The organism is Pseudoalteromonas sp. 2CM39R (assembly GCF_023161845.1).
The window spans coordinates 201,342-226,234 of the sequence record NZ_JALNTM010000010.1; the positions used below are offsets into that span (position 1 = coordinate 201,342).

General features: G+C 41.9%; 25 protein-coding genes and 1 pseudogene. 12 read left to right on the forward strand and 14 right to left on the reverse strand.

The window, feature by feature from the left end; genetic code table 11:
* Positions 1-6: 6 nt before the first annotated feature.
* The 3 genes from MTF66_RS22040 to MTF66_RS22050 all read right to left on the reverse strand — a co-directional run bounded on the left by MTF66_RS22040 (position 7) and on the right by MTF66_RS22050 (position 1,997).
* A complete protein-coding gene (locus tag MTF66_RS22040; RefSeq protein ID WP_058586059.1) occupies positions 7-489 on the reverse strand; it encodes a pilin in 483 nt (160 codons plus the stop codon).
* Positions 486-1,307 (reverse strand): hypothetical protein, encoded by an 822-nt coding sequence (locus tag MTF66_RS22045; RefSeq protein WP_248528754.1) that lies wholly within the window; start codon positions 1,305-1,307, stop codon positions 486-488. The genes MTF66_RS22040 and MTF66_RS22045 overlap by 4 nt, the downstream gene beginning before the upstream one ends.
* A gap of 75 nt (positions 1,308-1,382) precedes the next feature.
* The gene (locus MTF66_RS22050; RefSeq protein WP_248528756.1) at positions 1,383-1,997 is read right to left on the reverse strand and encodes a PQ-loop domain-containing transporter; all 615 of its coding nucleotides are present in this window, start codon (positions 1,995-1,997) and stop codon (positions 1,383-1,385) included.
* A 271-nt stretch (positions 1,998-2,268) separates the two neighbouring features.
* Here MTF66_RS22050 and MTF66_RS22055 point away from each other — a divergent pair, with 271 nt between their 5' ends.
* A complete protein-coding gene (locus MTF66_RS22055) occupies positions 2,269-3,408 on the forward strand; it encodes a lipopolysaccharide assembly protein LapB (protein WP_248528758.1) in 1,140 nt (379 codons plus the stop codon).
* A gap of 1 nt (position 3,409) precedes the next feature.
* Here the strand turns inward: MTF66_RS22055 and MTF66_RS22060 are convergent, their stop codons facing one another.
* From MTF66_RS22060 to MTF66_RS22080, 5 genes are all read right to left on the reverse strand, one after another.
* Positions 3,410-6,232 carry a hypothetical protein gene (locus MTF66_RS22060; protein ID WP_248528760.1) on the reverse strand — a complete coding sequence of 941 codons (2,823 nt, stop codon included), beginning with the start codon at positions 6,230-6,232 and terminating at the stop codon, positions 3,410-3,412.
* Positions 6,233-6,583: 351 nt separating this feature from the next.
* Complete coding sequence (locus MTF66_RS22065) at positions 6,584-6,823, reverse strand: hypothetical protein (RefSeq protein WP_158685563.1); 240 nt, start codon at positions 6,821-6,823, stop codon at positions 6,584-6,586.
* A gap of 79 nt (positions 6,824-6,902) precedes the next feature.
* The gene (locus MTF66_RS22070; RefSeq protein ID WP_248528762.1) at positions 6,903-8,435 is read right to left on the reverse strand and encodes a PH domain-containing protein; all 1,533 of its coding nucleotides are present in this window, start codon (positions 8,433-8,435) and stop codon (positions 6,903-6,905) included.
* Entirely contained in the window at positions 8,428-8,961 is a 534-nt protein-coding gene (locus MTF66_RS22075) for a PH domain-containing protein (RefSeq protein WP_248528763.1), read from the reverse strand. The genes MTF66_RS22070 and MTF66_RS22075 overlap by 8 nt, the downstream gene beginning before the upstream one ends.
* Before the next feature lie 68 nt (positions 8,962-9,029).
* Positions 9,030-9,881 (reverse strand): D-hexose-6-phosphate mutarotase, encoded by an 852-nt coding sequence (locus MTF66_RS22080; RefSeq protein ID WP_248528765.1) that lies wholly within the window; start codon positions 9,879-9,881, stop codon positions 9,030-9,032.
* 329 nt (positions 9,882-10,210) lie between these two features.
* Between MTF66_RS22080 and MTF66_RS22085 the strand changes: the two genes are divergently transcribed.
* From MTF66_RS22085 to MTF66_RS22115, 7 genes and pseudogenes are all read left to right on the forward strand, one after another.
* Positions 10,211-10,696 (forward strand): MarR family winged helix-turn-helix transcriptional regulator, encoded by a 486-nt coding sequence (locus MTF66_RS22085; protein ID WP_248528767.1) that lies wholly within the window; start codon positions 10,211-10,213, stop codon positions 10,694-10,696.
* 105 nt (positions 10,697-10,801) lie between these two features.
* The gene (locus MTF66_RS22090; RefSeq protein ID WP_248528769.1) at positions 10,802-12,121 is read left to right on the forward strand and encodes a porin; all 1,320 of its coding nucleotides are present in this window, start codon (positions 10,802-10,804) and stop codon (positions 12,119-12,121) included.
* Positions 12,122-12,478: 357 nt separating this feature from the next.
* Entirely contained in the window at positions 12,479-13,057 is a 579-nt protein-coding gene (locus MTF66_RS22095; RefSeq protein WP_248528771.1) for a biliverdin-producing heme oxygenase, read from the forward strand.
* Positions 13,057-13,446, forward strand: a pseudogene (locus tag MTF66_RS22100) (YbaN family protein); the annotation flags it as partial. The gene MTF66_RS22095 and the pseudogene MTF66_RS22100, both read left to right, overlap by 1 nt.
* Before the next feature lie 196 nt (positions 13,447-13,642).
* Positions 13,643-14,275, forward strand: coding sequence for a PepSY-associated TM helix domain-containing protein (locus MTF66_RS22105; RefSeq protein WP_058586042.1), 633 nt, complete (start codon positions 13,643-13,645; stop codon positions 14,273-14,275).
* Complete coding sequence (locus MTF66_RS22110) at positions 14,275-14,775, forward strand: DUF2271 domain-containing protein (protein WP_055198551.1); 501 nt, start codon at positions 14,275-14,277, stop codon at positions 14,773-14,775. The genes MTF66_RS22105 and MTF66_RS22110 overlap by 1 nt, the downstream gene beginning before the upstream one ends.
* A gap of 9 nt (positions 14,776-14,784) precedes the next feature.
* The gene (locus MTF66_RS22115) at positions 14,785-15,627 is read left to right on the forward strand and encodes a DUF4198 domain-containing protein (protein WP_248528773.1); all 843 of its coding nucleotides are present in this window, start codon (positions 14,785-14,787) and stop codon (positions 15,625-15,627) included.
* A 26-nt stretch (positions 15,628-15,653) separates the two neighbouring features.
* Here MTF66_RS22115 and MTF66_RS22120 read toward each other — a convergent pair whose 3' ends face one another.
* Positions 15,654-16,190 carry a hypothetical protein gene (locus MTF66_RS22120; protein WP_248528775.1) on the reverse strand — a complete coding sequence of 179 codons (537 nt, stop codon included), beginning with the start codon at positions 16,188-16,190 and terminating at the stop codon, positions 15,654-15,656.
* Between the two features lie 128 nt (positions 16,191-16,318).
* Here MTF66_RS22120 and MTF66_RS22125 point away from each other — a divergent pair, with 128 nt between their 5' ends.
* Genes MTF66_RS22125 through MTF66_RS22135 form a run of 3 tightly spaced genes read left to right on the forward strand, consistent with a single transcriptional unit; the run spans position 16,319 to position 18,613 of the window.
* Positions 16,319-16,744, forward strand: a complete 426-nt coding sequence (locus MTF66_RS22125) for a DoxX family protein (protein WP_054562973.1) — start codon at positions 16,319-16,321, stop codon at positions 16,742-16,744.
* A gap of 60 nt (positions 16,745-16,804) precedes the next feature.
* On the forward strand, positions 16,805-17,671 hold the full coding sequence (locus MTF66_RS22130; protein ID WP_248528777.1) for a pirin family protein: 867 nt from the start codon (positions 16,805-16,807) through the stop codon (positions 17,669-17,671).
* A 54-nt stretch (positions 17,672-17,725) separates the two neighbouring features.
* Complete coding sequence (locus MTF66_RS22135) at positions 17,726-18,613, forward strand: LysR family transcriptional regulator (protein ID WP_054562975.1); 888 nt, start codon at positions 17,726-17,728, stop codon at positions 18,611-18,613.
* Here the strand turns inward: MTF66_RS22135 and MTF66_RS22140 are convergent.
* From MTF66_RS22140 to MTF66_RS22155, 4 genes are all read right to left on the reverse strand, one after another.
* Entirely contained in the window at positions 18,608-19,492 is an 885-nt protein-coding gene (locus tag MTF66_RS22140; protein WP_248528779.1) for an SMP-30/gluconolactonase/LRE family protein, read from the reverse strand. The two genes, MTF66_RS22135 and MTF66_RS22140, sit on opposite strands and share 6 nt — an antisense overlap.
* A 27-nt stretch (positions 19,493-19,519) precedes the next feature.
* Positions 19,520-20,227 (reverse strand): sulfite exporter TauE/SafE family protein, encoded by a 708-nt coding sequence (locus MTF66_RS22145; RefSeq protein WP_055020595.1) that lies wholly within the window; start codon positions 20,225-20,227, stop codon positions 19,520-19,522.
* 128 nt (positions 20,228-20,355) lie between these two features.
* A complete protein-coding gene (locus MTF66_RS22150) occupies positions 20,356-21,135 on the reverse strand; it encodes an SDR family NAD(P)-dependent oxidoreductase (RefSeq protein ID WP_248528781.1) in 780 nt (259 codons plus the stop codon).
* A gap of 44 nt (positions 21,136-21,179) precedes the next feature.
* A complete protein-coding gene (locus tag MTF66_RS22155; protein WP_058586038.1) occupies positions 21,180-21,902 on the reverse strand; it encodes a FadR/GntR family transcriptional regulator in 723 nt (240 codons plus the stop codon).
* A gap of 260 nt (positions 21,903-22,162) precedes the next feature.
* On the opposite strand from MTF66_RS22155, the gene MTF66_RS22160 reads away from it, so the two are divergent.
* Complete coding sequence (locus MTF66_RS22160; protein ID WP_055020596.1) at positions 22,163-23,791, forward strand: sodium:solute symporter; 1,629 nt, start codon at positions 22,163-22,165, stop codon at positions 23,789-23,791.
* Positions 23,792-23,834: 43 nt separating this feature from the next.
* Here MTF66_RS22160 and MTF66_RS22165 read toward each other — a convergent pair whose 3' ends face one another.
* The gene (locus MTF66_RS22165; protein WP_248528783.1) at positions 23,835-24,863 is read right to left on the reverse strand and encodes a family 43 glycosylhydrolase; all 1,029 of its coding nucleotides are present in this window, start codon (positions 24,861-24,863) and stop codon (positions 23,835-23,837) included.
* Positions 24,864-24,893: the final 30 nt, after the last annotated feature.

The window sequence follows — 24,893 nt, forward strand, 5'->3', positions numbered from 1 at the left end:
TAAAAGTTAGCGCCGATCAATGCACGATGAAGGTAATATATCTTTTGGCACAGTCGTTTTATTCTCACCAACCGCTTGCATACCCGTTACAGGTTTATCAAACCCGCAAAGCCAAGCGATAGGGCTTGTAGGGCTTCCGACAACAACCGCAGGGCGAAAACTTAATACTGTATTTTGCAAAGGCATAGATACCTTATTGCCCAAGCTAATATGAATCGCTCCGTCTTCAACAGTGATCCCCGTAACTCGATTACCAATTAAAAATTTACTTGCAGGGACACCTGCTTGCTCATTGTTTTTTGGAAAGCGACCGTGCTCCAAGTAAAAAGCTGTAACGTCTTCTCGAATAGTTGACGCCATTGCTAAGGGATCAGCTAGTTCACTGCGCTGAATATATTGACTGTATTGTGGTAATGCAACAGAAGCTAAAATGCCGATGATGGCTACTACAACCATTAACTCAATCAGCGTAAATCCTTTATTTTTCATACTATCTCTCCCATTAAGAATAGAGGCTCATATGCTCCCACTAAGAAATGGGCAATTAATATCACCAATAAAATACTAAATACAGTGATGAGTCTGTTGATATGCGCTGTGATATCGCCGCGTAAGCTTTCAAGTTTATTGGCGACGAGGAGCTCTAGCTCTTGGGCAATATCCAAGCCATTACTTTGGCATGTTTTTAAATGAGATAACTCACGATTATCGTTCTGTAATGTTCCATACAATGGGAACTCAATTAATGCGACTAACGCATCATAATTGTGCCTAATTTTTTTAGGGATTATTAACTCAAACTGGGCTGATGAAGCGCTCATTAAAGTCAGATTTGCAAACTGTCGAAGCGCATTTACAGTCAATACAATAACCATCAAGAACAAGCCGAGCGCAATACTTGCTACTAGCCAGAATCTAGCTAAATTAGCCAGGTGCTCTGTAAATTGCACATCAAATTGACTAAACACATTTGAGAATGAAGGAATAACAAATTGCTGATAAATGAAGTTAACGAGGATGAAAACTGAGAAAAGTACACCAAGATAGAGCAACTTGGTTTTATAGTCGAAAGAGTGCTCTTTTAGTGTTGATGATAACGCTGCATAACTTAACGCTAACCTTTGCTGCTGCTCACCTTCAGCTTTTTTAAGGTCTTTTGCAAGTTTAGTGGCTAATGGACTATTCTTTTGCCCGTCATTATAAATTTCTATGTGTTGCGGGGCACTAAGCGCTTCTTGCTGTGCTTTATTTAGGCCACTTATTGGCGATAATAATCGACATAAGTAGCCTAATTGATTCCAATTCATATCTTATCCTTTCGATAGCGATAAGATAATGTGCCATAAAGCAACGAGTTAATAAACGGAATATTACTTAGACATTTAAGCCATTGCAGGGCGCGATTTATAATACTGAATACACCCCAATTGCGCGGCATTAGTCAGTAGAATCATTACAAAGGTCAGTATGTGAGACACACTCGGTGTCGCCATAGCAAGTTCGGCAGCGAGGCCACAGCTTCCAGCAACAAACTGTAGGCTAAAGTAGCGCGCACTTAAATTACTAATATCACCACTTTTAATGGTTTTATAAGTCTGCGGCATAACACGAATAGAGCTCATGACTAAACCTACATAGGTTAGCCAGTTAAGCACCGTTGCTGTTTCATAATGAGGGTTAAGTAACAAACCAAAAGGCACGACCGAGATGGCTAATAACCCAGCTAGCTGCATGCGTTGCTTTCGTGCGGCATTGTAACGAACAAAATAGTAAAGAATCACGCCACTTAGCATGCCTGTTACAACGAATGGCAAAACCATGTAAAAACGCTGAAAAAACAGGTTAAAGGTGATGAAATATAAACTTTGCGCGACACCAAAGCTCATCATTAACAGCGAAACGCCCGACACACTGCGATTTTTACGGATCTTATTTAAAAGCGGATAAAAGCTAAACGCTAAAATAAAGCATGAAATAATCGGCAAAAAGTGCGCCAAAACAGACCTCTCTCGTTACAATTTAGTTAATAAGTTAGCAGTTTATAAATCACCCATAAAATTACAGTAAACACCTGTTTTTAAAGCAATTTAAAAGAGCGCGGCATTGTAATGAGAGTGCTTTAGAATGCAATAAAGAATAAAAAATAAACAACAGGCTATTGGCAAGATATCCGTACAAGCTGTTTACAGCTGATGACACTAACGACTAACTTGAATAATTAATGTGATCTGGGTACATTGATTAAATAGTGCTCAGGAGGGTTAAGCAATGAAGTCAATTTTATATGCGCTTGTTTTAAGTACTTTTTTAGTTGGATGCAAGAGTACAAAACAACAACCAACGCCACCACCGAGTGTGGCCAGCTTACTCAATGCAGCACATTTTAAACACGTTGAACTTAGCGACCCTGAGCTATTTACGCTTCCTGCAGATGAGCAGAAACGTTTTCTTAATTATTTTACCGAACGTCAAGGTGGTGATTTAAGGGATGACCAAATCCTATATCACTATTTAGAAAATAAACTCACCAATTTTAATTACTTTAGCGCCACACTCAATGCCCAGCAGACTCTTCAAGGTCATCAAGGTAACTGTATTAGCTTAGCAATTTTAACCCATGCTTATGCTCAACTAGCAGGACTTCAAACAGGCTTTCAAGCGGTCTCCAGTGAGCCTGTTTATAGCAAACAAAATAACATCGTGTATGTATCGGGCCATTTTCGTACCAAAGTCTACGCCCCTTTAAATGAGGACGATAATTACTTGGTGCCGCCAGGCACAGTCATTGATTACTTCCCTGCACGTGGCAGCTTTTACTCTGGCCGCGCTGAATTAAAAGACTTAATTAGCCGCTATTACAGTAACTTGGCTGCTAAAGCACTGGCCTTGAAACAATTCGACTTAAGCTACAGTTATATATTAAAAGCCAATGAATACACCCCAAATGCGGCATCACTTTATAATCTAGCCGCCGTATTACATCGCCAAGCGGGTGATTTAGCTGGAGCAAAACATATTTATCAAACAGCAATGCAGCATGGCTTTAGCGATACAAATTTACTACATAATTACGCAGTGCTGGCCGAGCAACTGAATGATCAGGTTTTGGCTGAGCAGCTCAATTCACAGTTGGCGATGCTAGAGCAGGATCCATTCGAGTTACTGGCAACGGCAATTAACGCCCGTAACAATGGCAAGCTTTTCAAGGCAAAGCAACAACTCGAAGACGCTATTGCATTAGCCCCTTATTTATCTGAACCCTATATAGAATTAGCGATTATTAGTTATCAGCAAGGTAATGAACAAAGTAGTAAGGAATGGTTAGAAAAAGCCATTGAGATAGAAAATAAAGACGAAAAACTGGCGCTATATCACGCAAAGCTTTTCGCCTTAAAAGACCAACACTAGGCTATAACGAGTAATAGAAGCTTAGCCAAGCGCGTAAATCATTTTCGAAGTCGTCGCCTTCTACCCGGGCGACGCCAAAATCAAGGTTTACATCGTTTAAACCAGCGGGCCCCATACCAAAGCTAAAGTCTCCTCGCCATTTTAGCCCGTAACTTTGTGCATAGACTCGGTTATCAACTTGATGCTGTTGGTAATAAAGCCAAGGTAATGAATCTTTGTAACTAATGCCCCCGCCATAACCTTTATAGCGGCTACCTGATTGACTAATAAACGGCAGCTCAGGAGCGACAACAAAGCCGCTTTGCGTGTCATTATTAATTAAGTTTGACTCATAACCGCCAAGAGCAAGAATACTGTCATCGCGATATTGCTGTGTAAAATTAACATAAACAGGAATATCAAAAGCATAACCGCTCAATACGGTGGCAAAGTTATAGCCCTGCCAATTATTCGAGTTAGCATCACCGGATAACCACTGAGCACTCACAGACTGAGCAAAACCGTATCGCTGTCTATCATGTTGCCATTTTTGTTCAAGTCCAAGGGTTAACCATTGATCATCCCCCTTACTAAAATCACTGTAGTTATAGCTCAAACTCGGTGTAATTCTAAGCTGCTGAAACTGCAACGGGTAGCTCATGGCTAAATGCGCCCCAGTGTTACTTACCTTCACCGGTATTTGTGAATGGTACTGTTTTGCCGATTCAAGGTCGTAATCAAATAACAGCGCTTTAAATTTTAAATCAAACGCTGAGTACTTAGCGGCCGCAAACACCCCTTCCAATGCTTTGTCATGTAAATCAGCACTGTAGCCCGCTTGTAAATCAAGCTGCTTTAAAAAGTCGTTACTTTTGACCCCAAGGGTAAGCAGCGAAGATGAGGCCGAATAATACTGAGATGCCAATGAAAAGGTGGGTTTTTGCTGCCAAATATCATAATCGGCTGGCTCAGTTGGGCTTTGCGGGTAGATTTTAGCCTCAGGTAATACTTCGCTCGTTACTTGCCCTCGTGGTGGCGCTGCACTTTTAGCAAATTCAACAACCTCTAATCCTTGTGGTTGCTCAGCAAAATGCTTGATATTCGGCCCTTCAGCAGTGATCGATAAATACAAAAGTTCACCGTTATTCATTGCTATTGGGTGTGCAACAGCTTCTTGGCCTTGCGTTAATTGTCGTAGTGAATTGCTTTGTAGATCATAATGATATAAATCGAGAGCGGCATTTTTACCGGCGACAAAATAAAGCCCTTTGCCATCGGCTTGCCAATTAGGTTGTGACACATACTGATAACCATCAGGCATAGGCACTGCTATTGATTGCTGAGAGTTTACATCTTGTATATACAACTGCCAATTAGCATTCAATGTCGCTTTTAAATAGGCAAGTTGTGTTTTATTAGGGCTTAGTAATGGATAGTCATAAACCGTTTCTAGGCTTTTCTCAAATAAAGGCGTAGCGACACCCGTATTGAGGTCAAGGCGCACTAGCTCAGAGAAACCATGCTTGGTTTGCTCAGCATAAACCGTTTGCCCGTTATCACTGATACTAAAGCGGCGCAGCCCTGCATGATGGGTCAATGCGCTCACTTTACCTGTATCAATATCATAGCGGTATAGATCAGAAATACCTTGAATTGAGCCTTTAGCAACAGTTGTTGTGGCGGTGAAAAACAATGTATTTTCGTCTAACCACTGGGGGTTTTTTATACCCTGCCTATTAATTTGGTGAAGCACATGTTTTTGCTTACGCTTAAAAACACTGGGGGCTTTATCTGCAATATCAGCAGGGTCATCATCGAGTAACGCTTGTTGCTGCTTCGCAAAATCATCAGCAGCCTGTTGATTGTCATCAGTGCTATAAATGACTAAACGGGTTTCGTCATCTTTGTTGCGCTCAACAATGGCAAGCTTAGTATTATCTAAGCTTAAAACAGGGTTCGAGGCGTATAGATCAAGCCCCAACCAAAGCTTACTTGTAAGTGTTTGCTCACTTACCTCTTTAGCCATTGCCTTATAGGTATATTCGGCAATAAAACGGCGGTAGAGGCGTTCAGGTGAGTCGCCAAATACTCCGCTAAAGGCCTCATTAAAATCACGCGCTTTAACCGCTTGCATGCGGGTCCAAACTGCATCGAGAGTTTGCGCTGAATAGTTCTCTTCAAGCCAAGCAAGAAAACGAGAACCCATTAAATACGCCATTGAGCCAGCTAAATAGCCCCCTTCGGTACTATTTAATTGGCTATATCGTGGCAATGCACCTTGCTGGGCAAATTCAACCAGTATTGCCTCTGAAAGGTTATCGTACAAACGACCCCGCCCTGTCATTTTCGACTCAAGTAGCGTTGCATACCCTTCTGCAGCCCAGCGCGGCATTTGGCCATCAACTAAGTCGTAAATATCCCAACTATTACGAATAGCTTGGCGCACGTCACTTCGAGTAGGCTGAGCAAGGTGCACCAAATGAATATATTCGTGCAAAATCAATAACTGCTGCCAGCCATCGGTGTTAGAAATCACCGTATCGGATTGTGGAGGCGTAGTAAACAAAGCCATTAAAGGCTTGTTAGTCACCGGCAAAGCAAAGCCATTGGAGGCGTTAAATGGGTCAAAAACCAGAACATCGACCACTTCATCAAGAGCACGGTTTTGCTGTTTTAGTACCTTATCGCGAACAATTTCAAGCTCTGTTGCCGCTGAACGGGCCCATTGCTGGTTCTCAGTACTAAAATGCACATTAAAGTGCTCGGTATGAATAGTTTGCCAAGTCTCTTGGCTTGAAGCGTGGCTAGCAGCAAGTAGTGCCACAGTTAACAGAGCTTTTTTCATCACAATCCTTGATTAGCAAGTTGCTTAATTTAAGGGTTAGTATGCGATGCTTTTTTAAAAGGCTGAAGTTAAAAAGTGTAAGAAATTACTCGATTTTTAGCGGTTGTAGGGCGTGTTGACCCTTGTTGATTGAAATTTGTTCACTCTAGGGGCGATTTAATCGCGGCGCGAGATTTGTAACCTAGTGGGCTAAGTAAAAATCGAGCAACAAAGAGTTAATCGCCCCTAGGAAGAACCCGGAGGGCAGCGCGTGTTTGGCATTAATGCTGCGTTATCGCCTATTTATGTGGAACAACCACACTACATAGGCTCTGCCTTGCCTAAATACCAAACACACTGCTGCAAAATTAATCATAAAGGGTCAGCACGCCCTAGACCGAGTAATTGATAAATAATAAAAATAGTCACGGCAAACATCAGGCTACTTCTTAGTGCACCGAGCCCCGCGATGACCAAAGCTGCGGTTACGAGTAAAGCAATTGCTGTAACGGCAACACTCACACATAAGCCCTTACACTCCTGCTGAGAACGTGCATAACAAAGTAAGGCAACAACACCTGAAATAGCTAAAATAGGTAGTAAATAAATCATTGCGCACCCGTGATTATTGACGTTGCGCTAGTATACCTCGATATTAAAATGAGTCAATGATATTGAGAATTATTTTCATTTAAAACCAATTCCGCTCAACGCCTTCTATTTCATATAGGGCGAAATCAGCAAACTGCTCAGCCAGCTCTGCTTTTAAGTAAGGCATTGATACTGAACCAGAAGCTAGTTGTATATACAAGCTTTTAAGCTGTGATCGGCGCATTAAATAAGTGCTTATTGTGGTGACGCTTTGCGCTTTATAGATTTCAAAAACACGATACTGCACACCCAGCATGCCGGTTTTAAATACGGCAAAAAAACGGCCGTCATGTTGATACATAGCCAAACCCGTTTTTTGATAATTCAAAAACACACCGGTCATCAAAACTAAGCCTACGACACTGCTCCACAGCATCGTAGCAGCATCAAATAAGGCGTTGAAAATTAAAGCAGAAAATACAGTTGGCAGGATCACATATAAAAACGTATTTTTATAAAGTAAAGCTCGCTCAGGCTTAATAAAGTTAAGCTCTGTTAAATCAACAAACCATGGAAATAACCAGCCACACACGGCTTGCACTTGCTCTTTGGTGATTACTGGCATCACTAACGTTTGTTTATTTTTATGTGCCGCGACCCCAGCTGCCATACCACCACTACTCACTTGTGGGCAAATTAAGGTATAGCGATTAAGGAGCCTGGCAATAATATTTTGTTTGATTTGTACACTTTGAATTTTCGACACGCTGATCGAGAGTTGCTGGCGCTCAAATAAACCTGCCACGCGCTTAAACTTATCGTCCTGAAAATACAGCTGAAAGTTAAAAAAGCGCACTAAAGCCATGACAACAGAAAGTAAAATGGCACATAACACAATGACAACAACCATAATTAACACAGCGATTGCGGCAGCACTGCCAACAAAAGCAGCTTGCTCATTCAGTATGGTCTCTAGGCGGCTTATGATGGTTTTTTCGAGGTACTCAAAAATCACATTCATAAATGGGGCAAGCGCAGCCAATGCTAAAATTGCCATGTTCGACATCAAACCAAATTTAGCAATTTCAGCATTGCTGATCGTTAAGGTTTTCGGTTTATCTGTTGCTTCGCTCTGCTCAACAGGTAGCTGCTCTTGCTGTTGTAACTGAGCTTTAAATTCCATAACTTGTTCACGAACTTGCTCGGCATAGCTAAGCTTAACTCCTGGGATAACAGCTTCTTGAGCACTACTACCGGCGGCATCGAAAATACAATTAACTAAATTAACTGGCTGAAAATAAAAAGGCTCGGCAATGTTTACGTTCTGTACTCGAGCAAATTTTAGGGTTAGCCGCTCTTTTTTAAATACCCCTTTATTGAGCAGTATTTCGTGACCATCTGTTATGCGGTATTTAAAATTACGATAATAAGCAAAGGCATACAGCACTAAAACTAAAGAGGCTACGGCAACAGCTATTTGCCCCCAAAACAGCTTTTGCTCAACTTGCGTAACAAATAACACCAAAATTGGCAGTAAATTAAGTAGCCCATCTTTTATGAAGCGCAGTGCAAAGTGCACAATAAAATACAGTAGCGCCCATGGCGACACGCGTTGCCATTGTTGATCACTCATCGGCAAGCTCATTTTCTTGAGTTGCTGCATTATCACCATAACTTTGCACGAACTGGCGAACATCATTGCATTGCTTGTCAGTTAACCCACTGATATGTAAATCAGCACTCATGCCACCCGCACTGTAAAGCCTGAGTGTTGCGAGTCCTAACTTTCGCTCAATCGGGCCGCGATGAATTTCGGTGTGTTGCACGCGAGAAATAGGCAATAAAGTGATTTGTTGCCAAATTAAACCTCGCTTAAAGGCAATATCATGCTCTCTTACTGCCACCCCTTTAGCGCGAACGCTGTAAAGGTTGTAAACCATCGACAGTATTACCAACAATGGCAAAACCAAAAGCCAAGGTGTAGCAATAACTTCGCTAACGGCAGGATTAAAGTGCCGTACCGCAATGATCACGGCCATCAGAGGCACATAAAACAACAACCAATTTAGTTGTACATGCCATATCGCATTATCAGCAAGTGGTTGGAATTGAATCGTTTGATGCTTTGGAAGGGTTTCTATTTGTTGATTACTAAACACGGTAATTCCTTGTAAAGGCCAGCTGTGCCGGCCTTACGTGCTAACACTGAGTTTTTATATGTTATAAATTATACCCAGCGTAGTTTTGTTGCAAGTGTGTGGCTTGCTCCTGGTGCAAGTTCAACACTATCATCAAGGACATTAGCCGCTTCTAAGCACAGCATAACGTGGTATTCGTCATCAGCAAAATTAGAAAGGCGTTTTGATTTATCAATCCATGGATTCCAAAGAACACACGATGTTGAATTTTCGCGACCTACTTCAATAATGCCATCAGGTGTAATGATACGCTGAGTGTCTTTTGCTTCGGTGTAAACCATGTCTGTTTCACGTGCAAACGACACTAACTCATTTTGCTCAAATGGACCTTCAGCAAATTCAATGTATTTCGCACCTTGCAGACCATCTACTTTTGTTTCTTCAATTGCTGGTGTTGGGAAGTACGTGTGCAGTGCTTGAGTAAACTGTACAGTTTGGTTATCTAAGTTCGTGGTTGTTAAACGCATCTCTAAGCTAGAGGTTAAAATAAACTCAGCCAATAACTTAGTTTTATAAGGCCAATACTTTTCATCAACTTGCGTCATCGGCAATGACAAGCTGATATAAATAGAATCGTCTTGTTCTTTCACTTCTTCTGCGCGCCATAAACTTGTGCGAGCAACACCATGAGCTGGCCAGCCTTCATGTTGGCTTACTCCGAACCATGGCCAACAAATCGGAATACCGCCTCGCACACCTTTGCCTTCTTGGTAATCTTCTAATTCTGAGACCCATAATAGTGGCTTTTTATCGGTTGGCGTGAACTCAGTGATCTGCGAACCTTGCAGAAAAATAGTTGCGCTACAAAACTCACTAGCAACTTTAATAAATTCAAGCCCGGTTTCACTTTGCTCAATCGTTACTGATGGCGATAACTTCATAATTCGTCCCATTTAATGAAAGAAAAATCCACCTTACCCAATGCAGTGGCTTTTAGTAAATAATATTTAGTTATTTGTATAAATTGTTTTACTACAAAGTGATGGTGTCACCTCGTAATTGCATTTTAAGTGTTAACAACAATTACTCCATCTAAATTTTAACTTTTGCTTTTTAATTTCTGCTCTAATTATTTTAAAAGCACAAAAACAACCTTTATGGCCATAAATTATAAGCAATATAGTCATTATTTATTTGAACTCAATTTATTAGATGTGTAAAATTTTTTGATTGCGGTTGCTCCACACCGCCTTATTTAAGAGACAGAAACATGCAAAAGTATGACGAGCTATTAGTGTCGCTGCGCAAAGTGATCAGAGCCATCGACCTTCATTCAAAACAGCTCAACAAAACCTCAGGCTTAACGAGCCCACAATTACTTATTATGAATGAGGTTGCACAAACCGATGGCATCACCGCTAGTCGAATTGCACAAAATGTAAATCTAAGCCCGGCTACGGTTACCAATATCTTAGACCGTATAGAAAACCGTAACCTGATCACCCGCGTGCGTAGCCAATTAGATAAACGCCGAGTTAGTTTGCACCTAACAGAAGCGGGTAAACAGCTATTAGATCAAGCACCTCAACCCTTGCAAGAACACTTCATTGAAAAGTTCTCAGCACTCGATGAGTGGGAGCAAAGTTTGCTGCTGTCATCAATGCAACGTATTGCCGCAATGATGGATGCTGATCAACTCGATGCTTCACCACTGCTTGAGGTTGGCGCAATCACCAAGACATTAGAACCACAGTAGAAATTAAAACTGGTTGATTAATATTAATTTTCTGTGGCTAGTCTTGGGTTCAGCTTAAATATCAACTATGCTTGATAGTACCCATTCCAACACTAGTGAAAATACATGCTTAAACTATCAAAGTTAGCCCTTGCAATAGCCTTGGGTACAACTTCAAGTCTGAGTCAGGCATCTGAAATTGATGACCTTCAAAAGCAACTGCAATTACTGAAACAGCAAATGCAGCAACTGCAAAGTAAGCTGGATGCTGCGGAAGAGCAATCGCAGCAACAAGCCGAGAAACAAGCACAGATTGACGCACAAGTAGCAAAACAACAAAAGCAACTTGAGCAGCAAACGGCGGCTGTTGAAGCACCTAAAAAAGAATCTGGCATTAAAGTCGGCGGTGCAGTACGTACCAACTTCAGCCATACATCATATAACGATGGTAATAAAAACCGTGGCGGCGACTTCGATTTTGACATCTTTAGATTAAACTTTGCTGGTGATGTCGGTGATGTACAACTTAACGCCGAGATTCGCTTTTTCGATTATATGACTGCAGTTAAGTATGCTTATGCCGCCTATGATTTTGCCGAAGACTGGCAAGTCCAGGCAGGTATTACCAAAGTGCCTTTTGGTAACTGGCCTTATAATTCACACAACTACTTCTTTGGTACTACCTACTATATTGGTCTTGAAGATGATCATGATCTAGGTGTGCTATTTAAACGCAAAATTGCTGATAACTGGCAAATTGATCTGGGCTTTTTCAAAAATGATGAGCTAGGTGGCGTTGACGGTTATGTAAGCGACAGAAGCGACCGCTATTCATATGATGTTGTGGGTTTCCGCTCTGCTGATGAAGGTGTTTATGCCGAACCAACCAATGCGATTGGAGAATACAACACCTTCTCTGGTCGTTATGGTTATCACTTTGAGCATGACGGCGGCACCACCGAGCTAGGTGTTTCTGCATTATCGGGTGGCTTGCATGATGGTGAAGATAAAGCCGGCGATTACTACGCCTGGGCGGTGCACTTAAATAGCACAATTGGCCCATGGAATTTCCAGCTCCAGCACGGTGAATATAACTACGATATCGACAACGTCGACCGTATGGCTGTGGGTGCTTATGCGTTTTACGATAGTATTGCCGCAGAAGCGACCATGACTAATGCTAATATCGCTTACAGCCTGCCTGTAGAGTGGGGTCCGGTAACAAACCTGCAGTTTTATAATGACTACGGCATCATTTATGACAAGTCAGATAACAGCGAAGATACATGGATGAATGTAACCGGTGTATCTGTTGCCGCAGGTGGCTTATTCACTTACTTTGATTTTGTACAAGCGAAAAACCAACCATTTGTTGGTGGTTCAATTGCTGGCGACAGCGACGAGACTGAAACCCGCTTCAATATCAATATAGGTTATTACTTCTAAGATACGCTTAATTAAGTGAAAGCAAGGAGCTGGCCTCCTTGCTTTTTTATTTACTCGAAACCACACAACAACCTCACGCTACTCTTAACGTTCATTCATTACTAGCAAACTTCTTACTTCACTCCCAAGTAGTCCACTATGCTTAAGGCTAAGGTCCGATCTGTACCTTTAGTAAAAACATTTTCTGGCTATACAAATGAAAATCATTATTATATAGCGCTATTCTAAGCCCGATTTATTGTTAAAAGCTGTACAGAAGCTTTGTCTGATTATCACTTAGAAATTATGGGTATAACCCTATGACAACATCAAATACCCCGTGCATTTACTCTATAGACGTTGCTGAGGAACATATTCATGCCAATACTCGAGCTACTTTCTCGAGCTGAAAAGCTAAAACAAGCGATAAGCATCATAACCGATGATATTGATCATCATTTATTAGAGTTAGCGCCTAGTGCTGATTTAGATAACTATAAAAAGTTTTTAACCTTACAGTATGTCTACCAGTTAGAATTAAAAGGCCTCTACGAGCATGCTGGTTTACATCAATATATAGATAACTTACATGATCGTACCCGATTATCTTTAATTGAGCAGGACTTAGATGATTTAAAGCACCCATTACCAAATCATCAACAGCACCCCTGCCGCTTTCAAAATGCCGACTTTGCCTATGTACTTGGTTGGCTGTATGTAATTGAAGGAGCGCAATTTTCTGCAGCTACATTAGGCAAACAGGTAGAAGCTGAGCTAAAGTTAAATAATCAACGTGGTGCACGCTACCTTGCTAAAGCCAGTGAATACTCTAAAGGCTGTCAACTAAGTCATCTTATTGATAACCTTGAGCTCTGTGAACAGCAACAAGCCACCTTGATAGAGGGTGCCGAGCAAGCACTACAACGATTTAAGTTTTATCAGGCTCAACTTTATTGATGAATGTGAGAGCGGCGTTTACCGCCTATAAAAATGGCTGCTATCAATTACTCGGGTTATTGATGGTGGGTTTAGGTATCATAGGTATTGCATTACCTGTGATGCCGACGACTATCTTTTTTATACTAGCATTGGCGTGCTTTACCCGCTCATCACCCAAGCTTTCTGCCTGGCTGCTAAACCACCCCAGATACGGCCAACCGTTAAGGTTTTGGCAAGAGCATAAGGTTGTCCCTACCCGTGCTAAGTTATTAGCAGGTTTTGGTATGGCTATCGGATATGCTTTTTTACTACAAAGTGCCGCGCCAATTTGGGTGATGTATTTAGTAGCAGTGATTGAATTGAGCGTATTAGCCTATTTAATTAACCGCCCATCTGAGCCAAATAAACCAACCCTAATTCAAGTTAATATAACCACACAGATGCGCTTGATGTTGCTTGCTTGTTTTCTCAGTTCGCAACTAGCTGTTATGGCTTACCTCGCTATTCATTTCTAGCACAAAGAAATGTAAAGAACGTAAACCTGCTTGTTATCAGTAATACAAATCATTATCATATTTGTATCTTTAACGAATAAACCGCATTATGTTCTCATTTAACAAACGCAGCTTTTATAGCGTTAGCCGCGCCTTACACATATACCTTTCAACGGCCTTATTCTTTTTGCTTATTTTATTTTGTGTCAGTGGCATCATTCTTAACCACGTTAGTTGGCTCGAAAATGATAAACATAATGGTCAGAACCAACTACTTGTTTCTGCAGAGCTATTCGAAAAAGCACAAGCAAACCTCGACACATTACCAAGCCTTTACCCTGAAATAGAGCAATACATGCAACAGCAGTTTTCACTCAGCAATGTAAAAAGTATTGAGTGGGAAAAAGAAGATGCCTTGGTAATGCTCGACTACCCGCTTCCGGCTGGCTTTGCCTATGCCGAAATCGATTTTCAAACCGGTGAACTTAATATTGATTATCAAACTGGTGGCTTTATGAGTCTGATTGGTGACTTACACAAAGGCCGCCATACAGGCGAAGCATGGAGCTGGGTGATTGATATCTCAGCTGTTTTGATGATTCTGTTTGCTATTACCGGATTATTTATTCTCTTTCAAAACCGTAAAAAACGTGCCGCAGGCCTTTGGTTAACGCTGCTTGGTGTTGCCACGCCTTTGGTTATTTATCTAGTTTGGGTGCCTCAACTTAAAGGAGTATCTTAATGAAAAAAGCCCACTTACTCGTTGCTCTACTAATTGGCTGTTTGTTCAGCCCACTGAGCTTTGCAAAAGATCCCAACCTAACCGTTGAATTTACCTTACCTGAGCTAGATGTTTCCCCATATCATCGCCCTTACGTGGCGTTATGGCTAGAAACACCTGAACGTAAACACGTTACCACTATTGCACTTTGGGTCGAAAAAGCTGAATGGTTTAAAGACTTACGTCAGTGGTGGCGAAAAGCAGGTCGTAGCAACGACAGCTTTGATGGTGTAACAGGTGCAACAAAACGCCCAGGCACTTACACCATTGAGTGGCAAGGTAAAGATTTAAAAGGTAATCCAGTTAAACCTGGTAGCTACCTACTAAATGTTGAAGTTGTACGTGAAGAAGGTGGCCGAGATTACACCCGCGTTGAAATCGACTTAACGAAAGACGGCAAAGTCACAATTAAAGGCGAAAAAGAGTTCGCGACTAGCTTTGTTACCATTACCAGTAATTAAGGACAAACAATGAAATTAAAATTATTAAAAACGGCGCTGATCGGCGCCGTGACCTTCACAGCAATTGCATCTGGCTATGCACAAGCACATGCCCGTTGGTTAATGCCATCTCACACTTCTTTATCTGGTGAGAAAACTCACTATGTGATGATCGATGCCAGTATTTCTAATGAGTTGTTTAGCCCAGATAAAGCATACCGCCCAAAACAAAAAGGCGCAGAGTATGATGACAACTTATTAATTGCCCTTGCTCCAAATGGTAAGCCGGTTGAAGAAACGATTCGTGCATACTATTTAAAACGCAAAAACTCAGCGGCAGTGAGCTTAACGCAAGATGGTACTTACCATATTGCTATGCAGCAAAAGCCAATGCTAATGACTTTCTATAAAGATAAAGACGGCAATCGCGGCCGTGTTTTCGCAGGTAAAAAAGAAGCAGACCTACCAGCAGGCGCAACCGACGTGCGCACTGTAAAATCAATTGCAACTGTTGATACTTTTGTTAGCCGTAATGGTACTTCTAAGCCAACATTGCTTGGTCAGGGCTTAGAAATTTCAGGCCCTACTCACCCGAACGATCTATTTGCTGGTGAAGAAGCTAAGTTCCAATTACTAATGGATGGCAAACCAGCAGCTGACGTTGAGCTTGCTATTGTTCGTGGTAGTACTCGCTACCGTAATGAGCGTGACGAAGTTAAAGTAACAACCGACAAGAAAGGTTTCTTTACTGTGACATTCGCTCACGCTGATATGTATTTGATTGAAGCATCTGTAAATCAAAAGCCAACAGAGGCTGATATCGATAACGTACGCTATTCATTGTTCACAACGCTTGAAGTAGCGCCTGAATAATATGCTGATTAGGCCTTAGCAAAGGCCTAATTCGACTTTCGAGGAAGGCTGTAGTCAACCGTGTGATCGCAGCTACCGTCTTTCTCGCAATCATTTACCCCATCACCATCGACATCCCAGCTTGGGTGCATGCCTTTTAATGTACTTTTTACGACGCTAATATCTGCTGTAAATTCACTTTGCTCATCACGGCGCGCAGCATTGCGCATGAGAAACACCCGAATCACATAATCGCCATTATCAGGAATTTTAATCTCGGCATGATCACCTTTTGCCGGGCCAACAAACAAAGCAGTTGGGTTGCCTTTTGGTAAAATATTAAAGTAGTTGCTTGAATTTGATGGAGCAAAATCAACCTTTAAAGTAGTGCCTTTATTAAGGTTAATTTGATATTCCAGCATCTCATAACCTTTAATTGTGTCTTTAACTTGCCAGCTTTGCTGCACCGCAATATCTGAAGCTAGCAACTCATAATGACGACTATTTGGTAAATTTTGTTCGGCAAACACCAAGCTACTTGTAGCCACCGAAAAACAAAACCCTATTAATAACAACAACTTCATATTCAACCTCCTTTTATGTTCTTTTTTAAAGAATGATAAACACTAATTTTACAATTTTTAATTCTTTTAAAGTGAACTTATAGTTACTCCATCGCAGACACACTGCTTAACTAAACAGGATACCTACTATGAAACTTTTTACTTTAATCTCAGCTCAACCACACTTACAAAATATTAGCACTTTATTGGCACGTATTGGTTTATCGGCCATCTTTTTACTGACCGGATTTAGCAAAATAGAATTTTTTGATGCAACAGCACAGTACATGGCATCAGTAGGTTTACCAGAGTTCTTACTGCCGTTTGTGATTGCCTTTGAAATTGTTGGCGGATTATTTATTTTACTAGGCTTTTTAACACAACTAACCGCTGTCGCTTTTGCTGGTTTCAGCCTAGTTAGTGCTTTGTTATTCCACTTTCAGCTTGATGATCAAATGCAATTTTTAATGTTCTACAAAAACATTGCAATGGCAGGCGGCTTTTTAGCATTAGCCAGTGTTGGTGCAGGCAAAATCAGCCTAGATCAACTAGTGTTAAAACGTAGTCAGGCATAATATTTATCCCAGCCAATAACCTAGGTTATTGGCTGAATTTGTTTTTAAGAGGGCGCGAATATGGCAACGTTATTAACAGCAACCAGCCATGATATTGGTGGGCTCGATGTAAAACGCATCTTGCCTCATTTTGACAAAAAAATGGTTGGCCCATTTATCTTTTTTGACCACATGGGGCCAAATCACTTTCCTCGCGGTGAAGGCATAAATGTGAGGCCTCACCCTCATATTGGCTTATCAACGCTCACTTATTTATTTACTGGCAGTATTTACCATCGCGATTCGCTAGGTAATAGCCTACAAATAGAACCCGGCGATGTTAACTGGATGACCGCAGGTCGCGGTATAGTTCACTCAGAAAGAGAAAGCCTTGAAGTGCGGGCGGGCGAGCACGACATTAATGGTCTGCAATGCTGGGTTGCTTTACCTGAAAGTATGACCGAAATAGCACCGCGTTTTGAACATATCAAAAAACAGCAATTGCCTGAGAAAATCGAAAAAGGCGTGCTGATGCGACTCATTGTCGGTGATGCCTATGGCTTAAGCTCCCCTGTGAAAAGCTACTCACCGATGTTTTATGTAGATACGGTAGCAGAGCAAGGTAGCCATATAACTAAGCCGTATCCTCACCATGAAACCGCTGTGTATGTTATTTACGGTGAAATTAGTGTGGGTGATACTCGCTATACCCAAGGCGACTTTGTACTACTTGATGACAGTGAACACGAAATAACGACTCTGGTGCACAGCCGCTTTATTTTACTCGGTGGCAGTAAATTCAATAAAGTCCCGTATTTACACTGGAATTTTGTTGCTTACAGCAAAGAGCGCATCGAGCAAGCAAAACAAGATTGGCAAGCACAGCGGTTTGCTAAAATTCCCGGTGATGAGCTTGAGTATATTGAGTTGCCCTCACCTAAAAAGTAAACTTTTTCAGCATTTACAGGTACTATTAGGTAGTTAAGTAAGCAAAGGAACATCATGCTAAGAATTACGCTAGAACAGTGGCGCATGTTTCGTGCTGTTGTTGAATTTGGAGGCTTTAACCAAGCCTCACAAGGTATTCATAAAAGCCAATCGAGTATTCATAATGCAGTTGGCAAAATTGAATCTGCACTCGATGTAAAGTTATTCAGCATTCAAGGCCGTAAAACCGTGCTCACTGAAGCCGGCGAAATGATGCTGCGCCGTGCTAATTACTTACTTGATGAAGCAGCTAAAGTTGAGGCCATTGGGCAAACCTTGGGTGAAGGTATCGAAAGTAAGTTACGCATTGCTGTTGATGCTATTTTCCCACAACAACTGCTTTATAAAGTACTTAACGACACGTCATCGCAATACCCGCAACTGCGTATTGAGCTGCATGAATCTGTGCTAATGGGGGGCAATGAGCTGCTCGAAAACGATCAGGTTGATATTGCCATTACCGGCTTTCCAATTGCAGCAAACTTTCACGAAGAGTTATGTGATATCGAGTTTATTGCTGTAGCACACCCAGATCACCCCTTGCATGAGATAGAGCGTGAAATCACCCTCGAAGATTTAAAATCACACCGCCAAATTGTAGTTCGCGATTCAGCGAATAAGCACAAACAAGATGGTGGCTGGTTAGGTGCCGATCAACGCTGGACTGTTACTCATTTACGCACTTCAATTGATATGATCAGTAATGGACTGGGCTTTGCGTGGTTACCAAAAGTCGCGATAGAAAAACAACTTGCGGCAGGGCAAATGAAAGCACTTAATTTAACCCATAACAGCAGTCGCAGCGCTAAGTTACATTTACTCTTTAAAGATGGTGACAAACTGGGTCCTGCAGCACGCTCGTTTATTGGCGAGTTGCGTTATCAAGTAATGGAAAACCTATAGCTTCAAGGGCGTTTCAGCAATACCTTTAACGCCCGGCTCAAGAATAAACACGCCACCACTGTGAGGGTAATCAGCGAGTACTGAGTCTTCTAGCCCTACTGACGCAGTTGTCACCGCCAGGTGCGTGAGCTCTTCACCTACAAATGCGACACTCGTAACACGCGGTGCGGGTAAGCGAATAAACTGCACTTGCTCACCGTTTGGAGCAAAACGATACACGCCATAACCATTCCATGCAGCAACCCACAGATGATCTTCGCTATCAACTGTCATGCCATCAGGAAAACCCATATTGTCAGTAAAGCGAATAAACTCTTGTTTATCAGCAAGCTCGCCATGCTCATTCAGAGTAAAGCGGTAGATTGTTTGTTTATCTGAGTCTGTAGAATATAGAAACTGGCCATTTTTACTTACCGCAGGGCCATTGCTAATGGTGTAATCATGATCAACTGCTTTCGGAGCCTGACCATGACCAAAACGGTATAACTTGCCACTATTGGTTTGCTCTTGAGAGTCCATTGAGCCAAAAAAGCCAAAGCCTTGGCGAGACGTTTTACCATCGTTTAAGCGGTTTTGTGAGGGTTCGTGATCGATTGAGTAAAGAAGCTCGCGGCTAAAGTCTTCACTATTTAGTTTATAAACGCCTTTCGCAAAGCCTGCAACTAGCTCTGCTTGCTCGGTTTCCATCACCCAGCAAATCGGTTCTGGCATAGTAAACTGGCTAACTCGCATCGATTGACACTGCAAACGAAACAAACGCTGCCCTAAAATATCGACCCAAAATAAACAGTTATGTGCCTTAGCAAAATAGGCACCTTCGCCCAATTGGCATTGGCTAGAAATGATTACTTTAATGGTGTCATCGAGCATAGGCTTCATTACACAAACAGCTGAACTATTCTCATTCTATCTGTGTATGAAAATAAGTGCTAGACCAGATAAGCCCGCAACCAGCAAGATGATGCCGCGAATGGCCTTTTCATTGAGGTTATTGTTGATCACAAACGACAAGCCCCAGCCAATTAAAATAGCGGGTAAGCAGAAAAAGAACAGCTTTACATCAGCCATATCGGCAGAGCCTGTCAGCATCAATACAATAATGCCAAACAAGTTTATAAATACAAAAAAGGCACTCAGGTTTGCTTTAATTTTATCTTTATCTTCAGCTTGATAGAGTAGCCCCATTGGCGCGCCACCGGCTGACGTTGTGGTACCTAAAAAGCCCGACGACATTGACGCAAGTAAGCTTGTAATGGTGGAAATTTTCGGTTTCATACCTATGATAGACAATGCCACCACTACCAAAATACTCACTCCTAGCAAGAGTTGATACTGCTTCGCATTGACATACCACATCACCACAGCAGCAAGAATAACTCCTACTGCACCACCAATAATGGAAATGCCTGTTTGTTTCATGTCTATCGCGCCGCGGTGTTTAATCATTAACACCGACGTTAAAAACAGCGCATTCAGAATCATTGGCCCAGGCACCAGCTCTGGCATCAGCCAGTAAAGCACAGGCACACATAGCATGCCTAAACCAAAGCCAATAACACTTTGCAGGCAAGCGCCAATAATCAGAATTAAATAAACAAGTACAAAGTCGGTCAAACTTTCTTACCACCTTCCTAAGTATGAGCTCTGTTGATTCTATAACCCATATTTTATTATTATAGTATCATTTGAATTATGTAAAAATTTTTATTGCAAGCTAGTTATCTTACGATTGTTTCGCAAAATTATGTCCAACCTGCATCCACTATCAATGATTGTGCTGTCATCATTCGGCTGTCATCAGCAGCCAAAAACAATGCCGCGTTTACCACATGGTCTGGTTGAATTGTTTCGTTAATACACTGACTTAAACGAACATTTTCAATCATTTCTGGGGTCAGCCAATGAGTAATTTGGCGCTCTGTCATAACCCAACCCGGAACCAGTGAATTCACACGAATATTGTCTTTACCATATGAAGCAGCCAATGAGCGGGTTAAACCTTCAATCCCTGCTTTTGCGGTTGTATAGGCTGGCATGCCTGTTTGCTTAATGCGCCAGCTTACCGACCCCATATTGATAATGCTACCACCGCCTAAACGCTGCATCTGTTCAACCACAGCTTGCGATGAAAAGAAACACGGGCGCAAGTTAACTGCAAACTTATCTTCCCAATATTTCACATCCATATTTTCAGCGGCATGGCGGGTGTCATCGGCTGCGTTATTAATTAACACACCAATGTCACCCTGTTGCTGACGAGTTTGCTCAATGGCCGCTTTTAAGGCTTCTACATCACGTATATCGCAACGGATAAATTGTGGGTCAAACTCATATTTGCCAGCTAATTTCGCGCATAACGCATCGCTTTGCTCAGTTGCAATATCAACAAAGGTGACTTTTGCGCCCTGCTCGCAGAACCGCATTACCATTACTTCACCAATTCCCGATGCGCCGCCAGTTATAAACACACTCTTACCAGCAAGGCTTGGGTAAACAGTTTTTAGCTCGTTTGAATTTGGCATGATAACCTTTTGTTTTAAAGTAATTACAACGTCAAAAAGCGAAGTTATTGAGCCGCTTCTTTTTCGGCGATTTCTTTTTCAATAAACGCCATTGCTTCATCAATCATGTACGTCATCATGTTTTTAGCACGCTCAGGGTCGCCGCTCGCAATCGCGTTATACACTTTAAAGTGCTCTTCCGCGATAGCCTTTTTATTACCCTTAGCAGGTGTAGTATGCTGAATACTTACATGCAGAGCCGTGCTAATAAAATCACGTAACTGATAGAAAAAACGGTTACCACTGGCATGCAAAATGGCCGTATGGAAAGCAAGGTCTGGCTCATGCATTACGCCTTCTGGCTCTTCTGCTGCCGCTTGCATTTTATCAAGTGCCATTTTAATTTCTGCAATGGCTGCTTGGTCGCCTTTTCTTGCTGCAAGTGCTGCTGCTTGTGGCTCAATTGCCAAACGCACTTGTAGAAATTCTTTAAGTACGTAAAGTGATGGGCTGCTTTCTAACAACCATTTTAATACGCTTGTGTCGTATAAGTTCCAGTTCTCCGCCGACTCAACACGAATACCTTGTCGTGGACGAGAAGAAATCAGTCCTTTTGCAGCAAGCATTTTCACTGCTTCACGAACAGCTGTGCGGCTAATACCATACACTTCGCAAAGTTGTGCTTCGGTTGGTAGCCCCGTTTCAGAGTTATAATCTCCAACAATAATTGCTTTACCAAGCTCATTGGTAACTTGTTGTGATAGGTTTAAATTTTCTAAGCGCGCCATGTGTGTTCCTCAAAAGATCTGAGTAATATGATACATCTATAAAGCAATTCCGTCATCCTGGAAATAATTGATTAAAATCAATAACAAGTAAAAAACGGCCTAATACAAGTGTCTGTATTTTGAACAATACAGTCACCATTTCACCTACAGACTGTCACCTTATTTTAACAAATCTCTTTCACTTAGCTTATTTATAATATAATATTTTTATTCACAACTAAAAAAGCAAAATTTTCTTTCAAAATTAGGTGGAACACACGATGGTCGAACTAAGTACCTTAGACTGGGCAGTGCTAGCAGGATTTTTCGTCCTGTTACTAGGCGTTGTCGTGATGTCTATGCGACAAAAAGAAGAAGACACCGCTGATTACTTTTTAGCGGGTCGTAATGCAAGTTGGTTAGTGATTGGTGCCTCTATTTTCGCATCGAACATTGGCTCGGAACATTTAGTGGGCCTTTCAGGTTCAGGTGCACAATCGGGTATGGCACTGGCTCACTGGGAGATGCAATCGTGGATCATTCTACTGCTCGGTTGGATTTTCGTGCCTTTCTATTGGAGTAGTAAAGTCTACACCATGCCTGAATTCTTAGAGCGCCGCTTTAACTCTAAATCACGTACCTTCTTATCTGTTATCTCATTGATTAGTTATGTATTAACCAAGGTTGCGGTAACGGTTTATGCTGGCGGCATCGCATTTAAAACAATATTAGGTATTGAGAGCATTTGGGGCATCGATTTCTTCTGGATTTCAGCTATTGGTCTAGTGGTTATCACCGGTATTTATACGGTGCTTGGCGGTATGAAAGCCATTATGTGGACCTCGGTGTTGCAGACCCCTGTACTCATTATTGGCTCCTTAGTCATATTAGTTGTTGGACTAGATAAAGTAGGTGGCTGGGCAGAAGTTGAGCGTATCAACGATGCTAATATGCACCTTATTCGTAGTGCTTCAGATGCTGAATTCCCTTGGCCTGGCATTGTATTTGGTTCATTCATTATTGGTTTTTGGTATTGGTGTACCGACCAATACATCGTACAACGTGTTTTATCTGCAAAAGGCATTAAAGAAGCCCGTCGCGGTACCATGTTTGCTGGTTACTTAAAATTACTTCCTGTATTTATCTTCTTAGTACCAGGCATGATTGCATACGCATTGAATGTTAAAGGTATTATTAGCTATGAAAGTGCTGACCAAGCTTTCCCAACTTTAGTTGCTGAGCTATTACCAGCCGGCGTAAAGGGGATTGTAATCGGTGGTTTAGTAGCGGCTCTTATGAGCTCTTTAGCATCATTATTTAACTCATCAGCAACCTTATTTACCATTGATTTCTATAAGAAATTTAAACCAGAATCATCTGAGAAGCACCTTCTGAAAGTAGGCCGTATTGCCACTATCGTGATTGTTGTATTAGGTCTTCTGTGGATACCCGTCATGAGCTTAATTGCCGATGTGCTTTATGAATATCTGCAAAGTGTGCAGTCTCTTATTGCACCAGGTATTGCTGCGGTATTTTTACTAGGTTTATGTAGTAAACGCATCACTCCAACAGCGGGTTTTGTGGGCTTAGTATCAGGTTTTGTGCTTGGTATGATCCGCTTAGTGTTACTGCCATTTAAAGATGATTTAACAGGTTCATCATTTGCGTGGATCACCACAATGAACTGGTTATATTACTGTATTCTGCTATTTGTCGTGGTCGTTGCGATTATGATTGTGGTGAGTATTTTCACCAAACAAGCAGACGAAGAACAATTGAAAGGTCTTACTTTCTCAAGCCTAGATAAAGCAACTATGAAAGAAGTGGCTGCCGGCTTAGATAAGTGGGATTACATTCATACCGCGGGTATTATTGGTATTACTGCCTTTATTTACTACCGCTTCTGGTAATCGTTCGTTCCCAAAGTTGTAGGGCGCCAATTGGCGCCCTTTTTTAATCAGCGAGTTCTGGTGAAAACACAGGAAAACCGTTTTTATCCCACGTAATAATGCGTGCACGCGCATGGCGATTTGGGTCTGTAAGCGGTGTGCCTTTCAGCTCTTTATAGTCACGACTGTGATAAATCATTAAATCGGTTACACCATCTTCAGCTTTTACAAAACTGTTGTGCCCAGGGCCAAAACGACCTAGCTCAGCATTGGTGGTGAACACCGGCTCAGCCTTTTTATGCCAACTAGCAGGATCAAGCAAATCAGCATTCACATCTGCCCATAGCAAGCCCATCGCATATCGATGATCGGTGGCACTGGCTGAATAAGTGACAAATATTTTATCGCCATGAGTGATGACTGCAGCACCTTCGTTCACCTTGTAGCCTTGCACTTCCCAATCAAGGGTTGGCTCTGTAATCGCGATAATGGGTTCTTTAATTGATGTTGGTGAGTCCATTTCAGCTAACCATAAAGCTGAGTTATAAGTTGCAGGCTGGTTCTGCTGCGCCCAAATCATGTAACGCTTACCCTTGTGCGTAAAGCTTGTGGCATCAAGCGAAAAACTATCAAGGTGGCTAGTTACTTGCCCCATTTCTTGCCACTCACCTTGCATCGGATTAGCACTGTCGTTTTTAAGTGCATACATGCGAATACTGAACGGCTTTTCGATATCACCTGCGGCGAAGTAGATATACCAACTGCCATCAATCTGATGCAGCTCAGGGGCCCAAATATTGACACTCATTGGGCCTTTATCGCGCTTTCGCCAAATAGCCTTCGGCTCAGCTAATTTTAAATCGTTTAAACGACAAGCTTGGCGCAGCTCAATTTCATCAAATTTCGGCGAACTACCTATAAACGTGTAACAGCCACTTTTATCATCACGAACTAACCAAGGATCAGCACGTTTGAGTACAATGGGGTTATCAATTGGCGCTAAAGTCTTGCTACTATTAGCATCAGCAAGGGCTGACACTGACGAGGCGCTTAACGCACTAAGAAGCGTTAGCCGAGATAATTTTTTGAGCATAATGTGTCCTGTATTTCGTCTCGATTTTAT

What these genes read in the sequence shown, in the direction of transcription:
- MTF66_RS22040 (WP_058586059.1), bottom strand. Translation starts at nt 489, where the DNA reads ATGAAAAATAAAGGATTTACGCTGATTGAGTTAATGGTTGTAGTAGCC.
- MTF66_RS22045 (WP_248528754.1), bottom strand. Translation starts at nt 1,307, where the DNA reads ATGAATTGGAATCAATTAGGCTACTTATGTCGATTATTATCGCCAATA.
- MTF66_RS22055 (WP_248528758.1), top strand. Translation starts at nt 2,269, where the DNA reads ATGAAGTCAATTTTATATGCGCTTGTTTTAAGTACTTTTTTAGTTGGA.
- MTF66_RS22060 (WP_248528760.1), bottom strand. Translation starts at nt 6,232, where the DNA reads ATGAAAAAAGCTCTGTTAACTGTGGCACTACTTGCTGCTAGCCACGCT.
- MTF66_RS22065 (WP_158685563.1), bottom strand. Translation starts at nt 6,823, where the DNA reads ATGATTTATTTACTACCTATTTTAGCTATTTCAGGTGTTGTTGCCTTA.
- MTF66_RS22070 (WP_248528762.1), bottom strand. Translation starts at nt 8,435, where the DNA reads ATGAGTGATCAACAATGGCAACGCGTGTCGCCATGGGCGCTACTGTAT.
- MTF66_RS22080 (WP_248528765.1), bottom strand. Translation starts at nt 9,881, where the DNA reads ATGAAGTTATCGCCATCAGTAACGATTGAGCAAAGTGAAACCGGGCTT.
- MTF66_RS22085 (WP_248528767.1), top strand. Translation starts at nt 10,211, where the DNA reads ATGCAAAAGTATGACGAGCTATTAGTGTCGCTGCGCAAAGTGATCAGA.
- MTF66_RS22090 (WP_248528769.1), top strand. Translation starts at nt 10,802, where the DNA reads ATGCTTAAACTATCAAAGTTAGCCCTTGCAATAGCCTTGGGTACAACT.
- MTF66_RS22095 (WP_248528771.1), top strand. Translation starts at nt 12,479, where the DNA reads ATGCCAATACTCGAGCTACTTTCTCGAGCTGAAAAGCTAAAACAAGCG.
- MTF66_RS22105 (WP_058586042.1), top strand. Translation starts at nt 13,643, where the DNA reads ATGTTCTCATTTAACAAACGCAGCTTTTATAGCGTTAGCCGCGCCTTA.
- MTF66_RS22110 (WP_055198551.1), top strand. Translation starts at nt 14,275, where the DNA reads ATGAAAAAAGCCCACTTACTCGTTGCTCTACTAATTGGCTGTTTGTTC.
- MTF66_RS22115 (WP_248528773.1), top strand. Translation starts at nt 14,785, where the DNA reads ATGAAATTAAAATTATTAAAAACGGCGCTGATCGGCGCCGTGACCTTC.
- MTF66_RS22120 (WP_248528775.1), bottom strand. Translation starts at nt 16,190, where the DNA reads ATGAAGTTGTTGTTATTAATAGGGTTTTGTTTTTCGGTGGCTACAAGT.
- MTF66_RS22125 (WP_054562973.1), top strand. Translation starts at nt 16,319, where the DNA reads ATGAAACTTTTTACTTTAATCTCAGCTCAACCACACTTACAAAATATT.
- MTF66_RS22130 (WP_248528777.1), top strand. Translation starts at nt 16,805, where the DNA reads ATGGCAACGTTATTAACAGCAACCAGCCATGATATTGGTGGGCTCGAT.
- MTF66_RS22135 (WP_054562975.1), top strand. Translation starts at nt 17,726, where the DNA reads ATGCTAAGAATTACGCTAGAACAGTGGCGCATGTTTCGTGCTGTTGTT.
- MTF66_RS22140 (WP_248528779.1), bottom strand. Translation starts at nt 19,492, where the DNA reads ATGAAGCCTATGCTCGATGACACCATTAAAGTAATCATTTCTAGCCAA.
- MTF66_RS22150 (WP_248528781.1), bottom strand. Translation starts at nt 21,135, where the DNA reads ATGCCAAATTCAAACGAGCTAAAAACTGTTTACCCAAGCCTTGCTGGT.
- MTF66_RS22155 (WP_058586038.1), bottom strand. Translation starts at nt 21,902, where the DNA reads ATGGCGCGCTTAGAAAATTTAAACCTATCACAACAAGTTACCAATGAG.
- MTF66_RS22160 (WP_055020596.1), top strand. Translation starts at nt 22,163, where the DNA reads ATGGTCGAACTAAGTACCTTAGACTGGGCAGTGCTAGCAGGATTTTTC.
- MTF66_RS22165 (WP_248528783.1), bottom strand. Translation starts at nt 24,863, where the DNA reads ATGCTCAAAAAATTATCTCGGCTAACGCTTCTTAGTGCGTTAAGCGCC.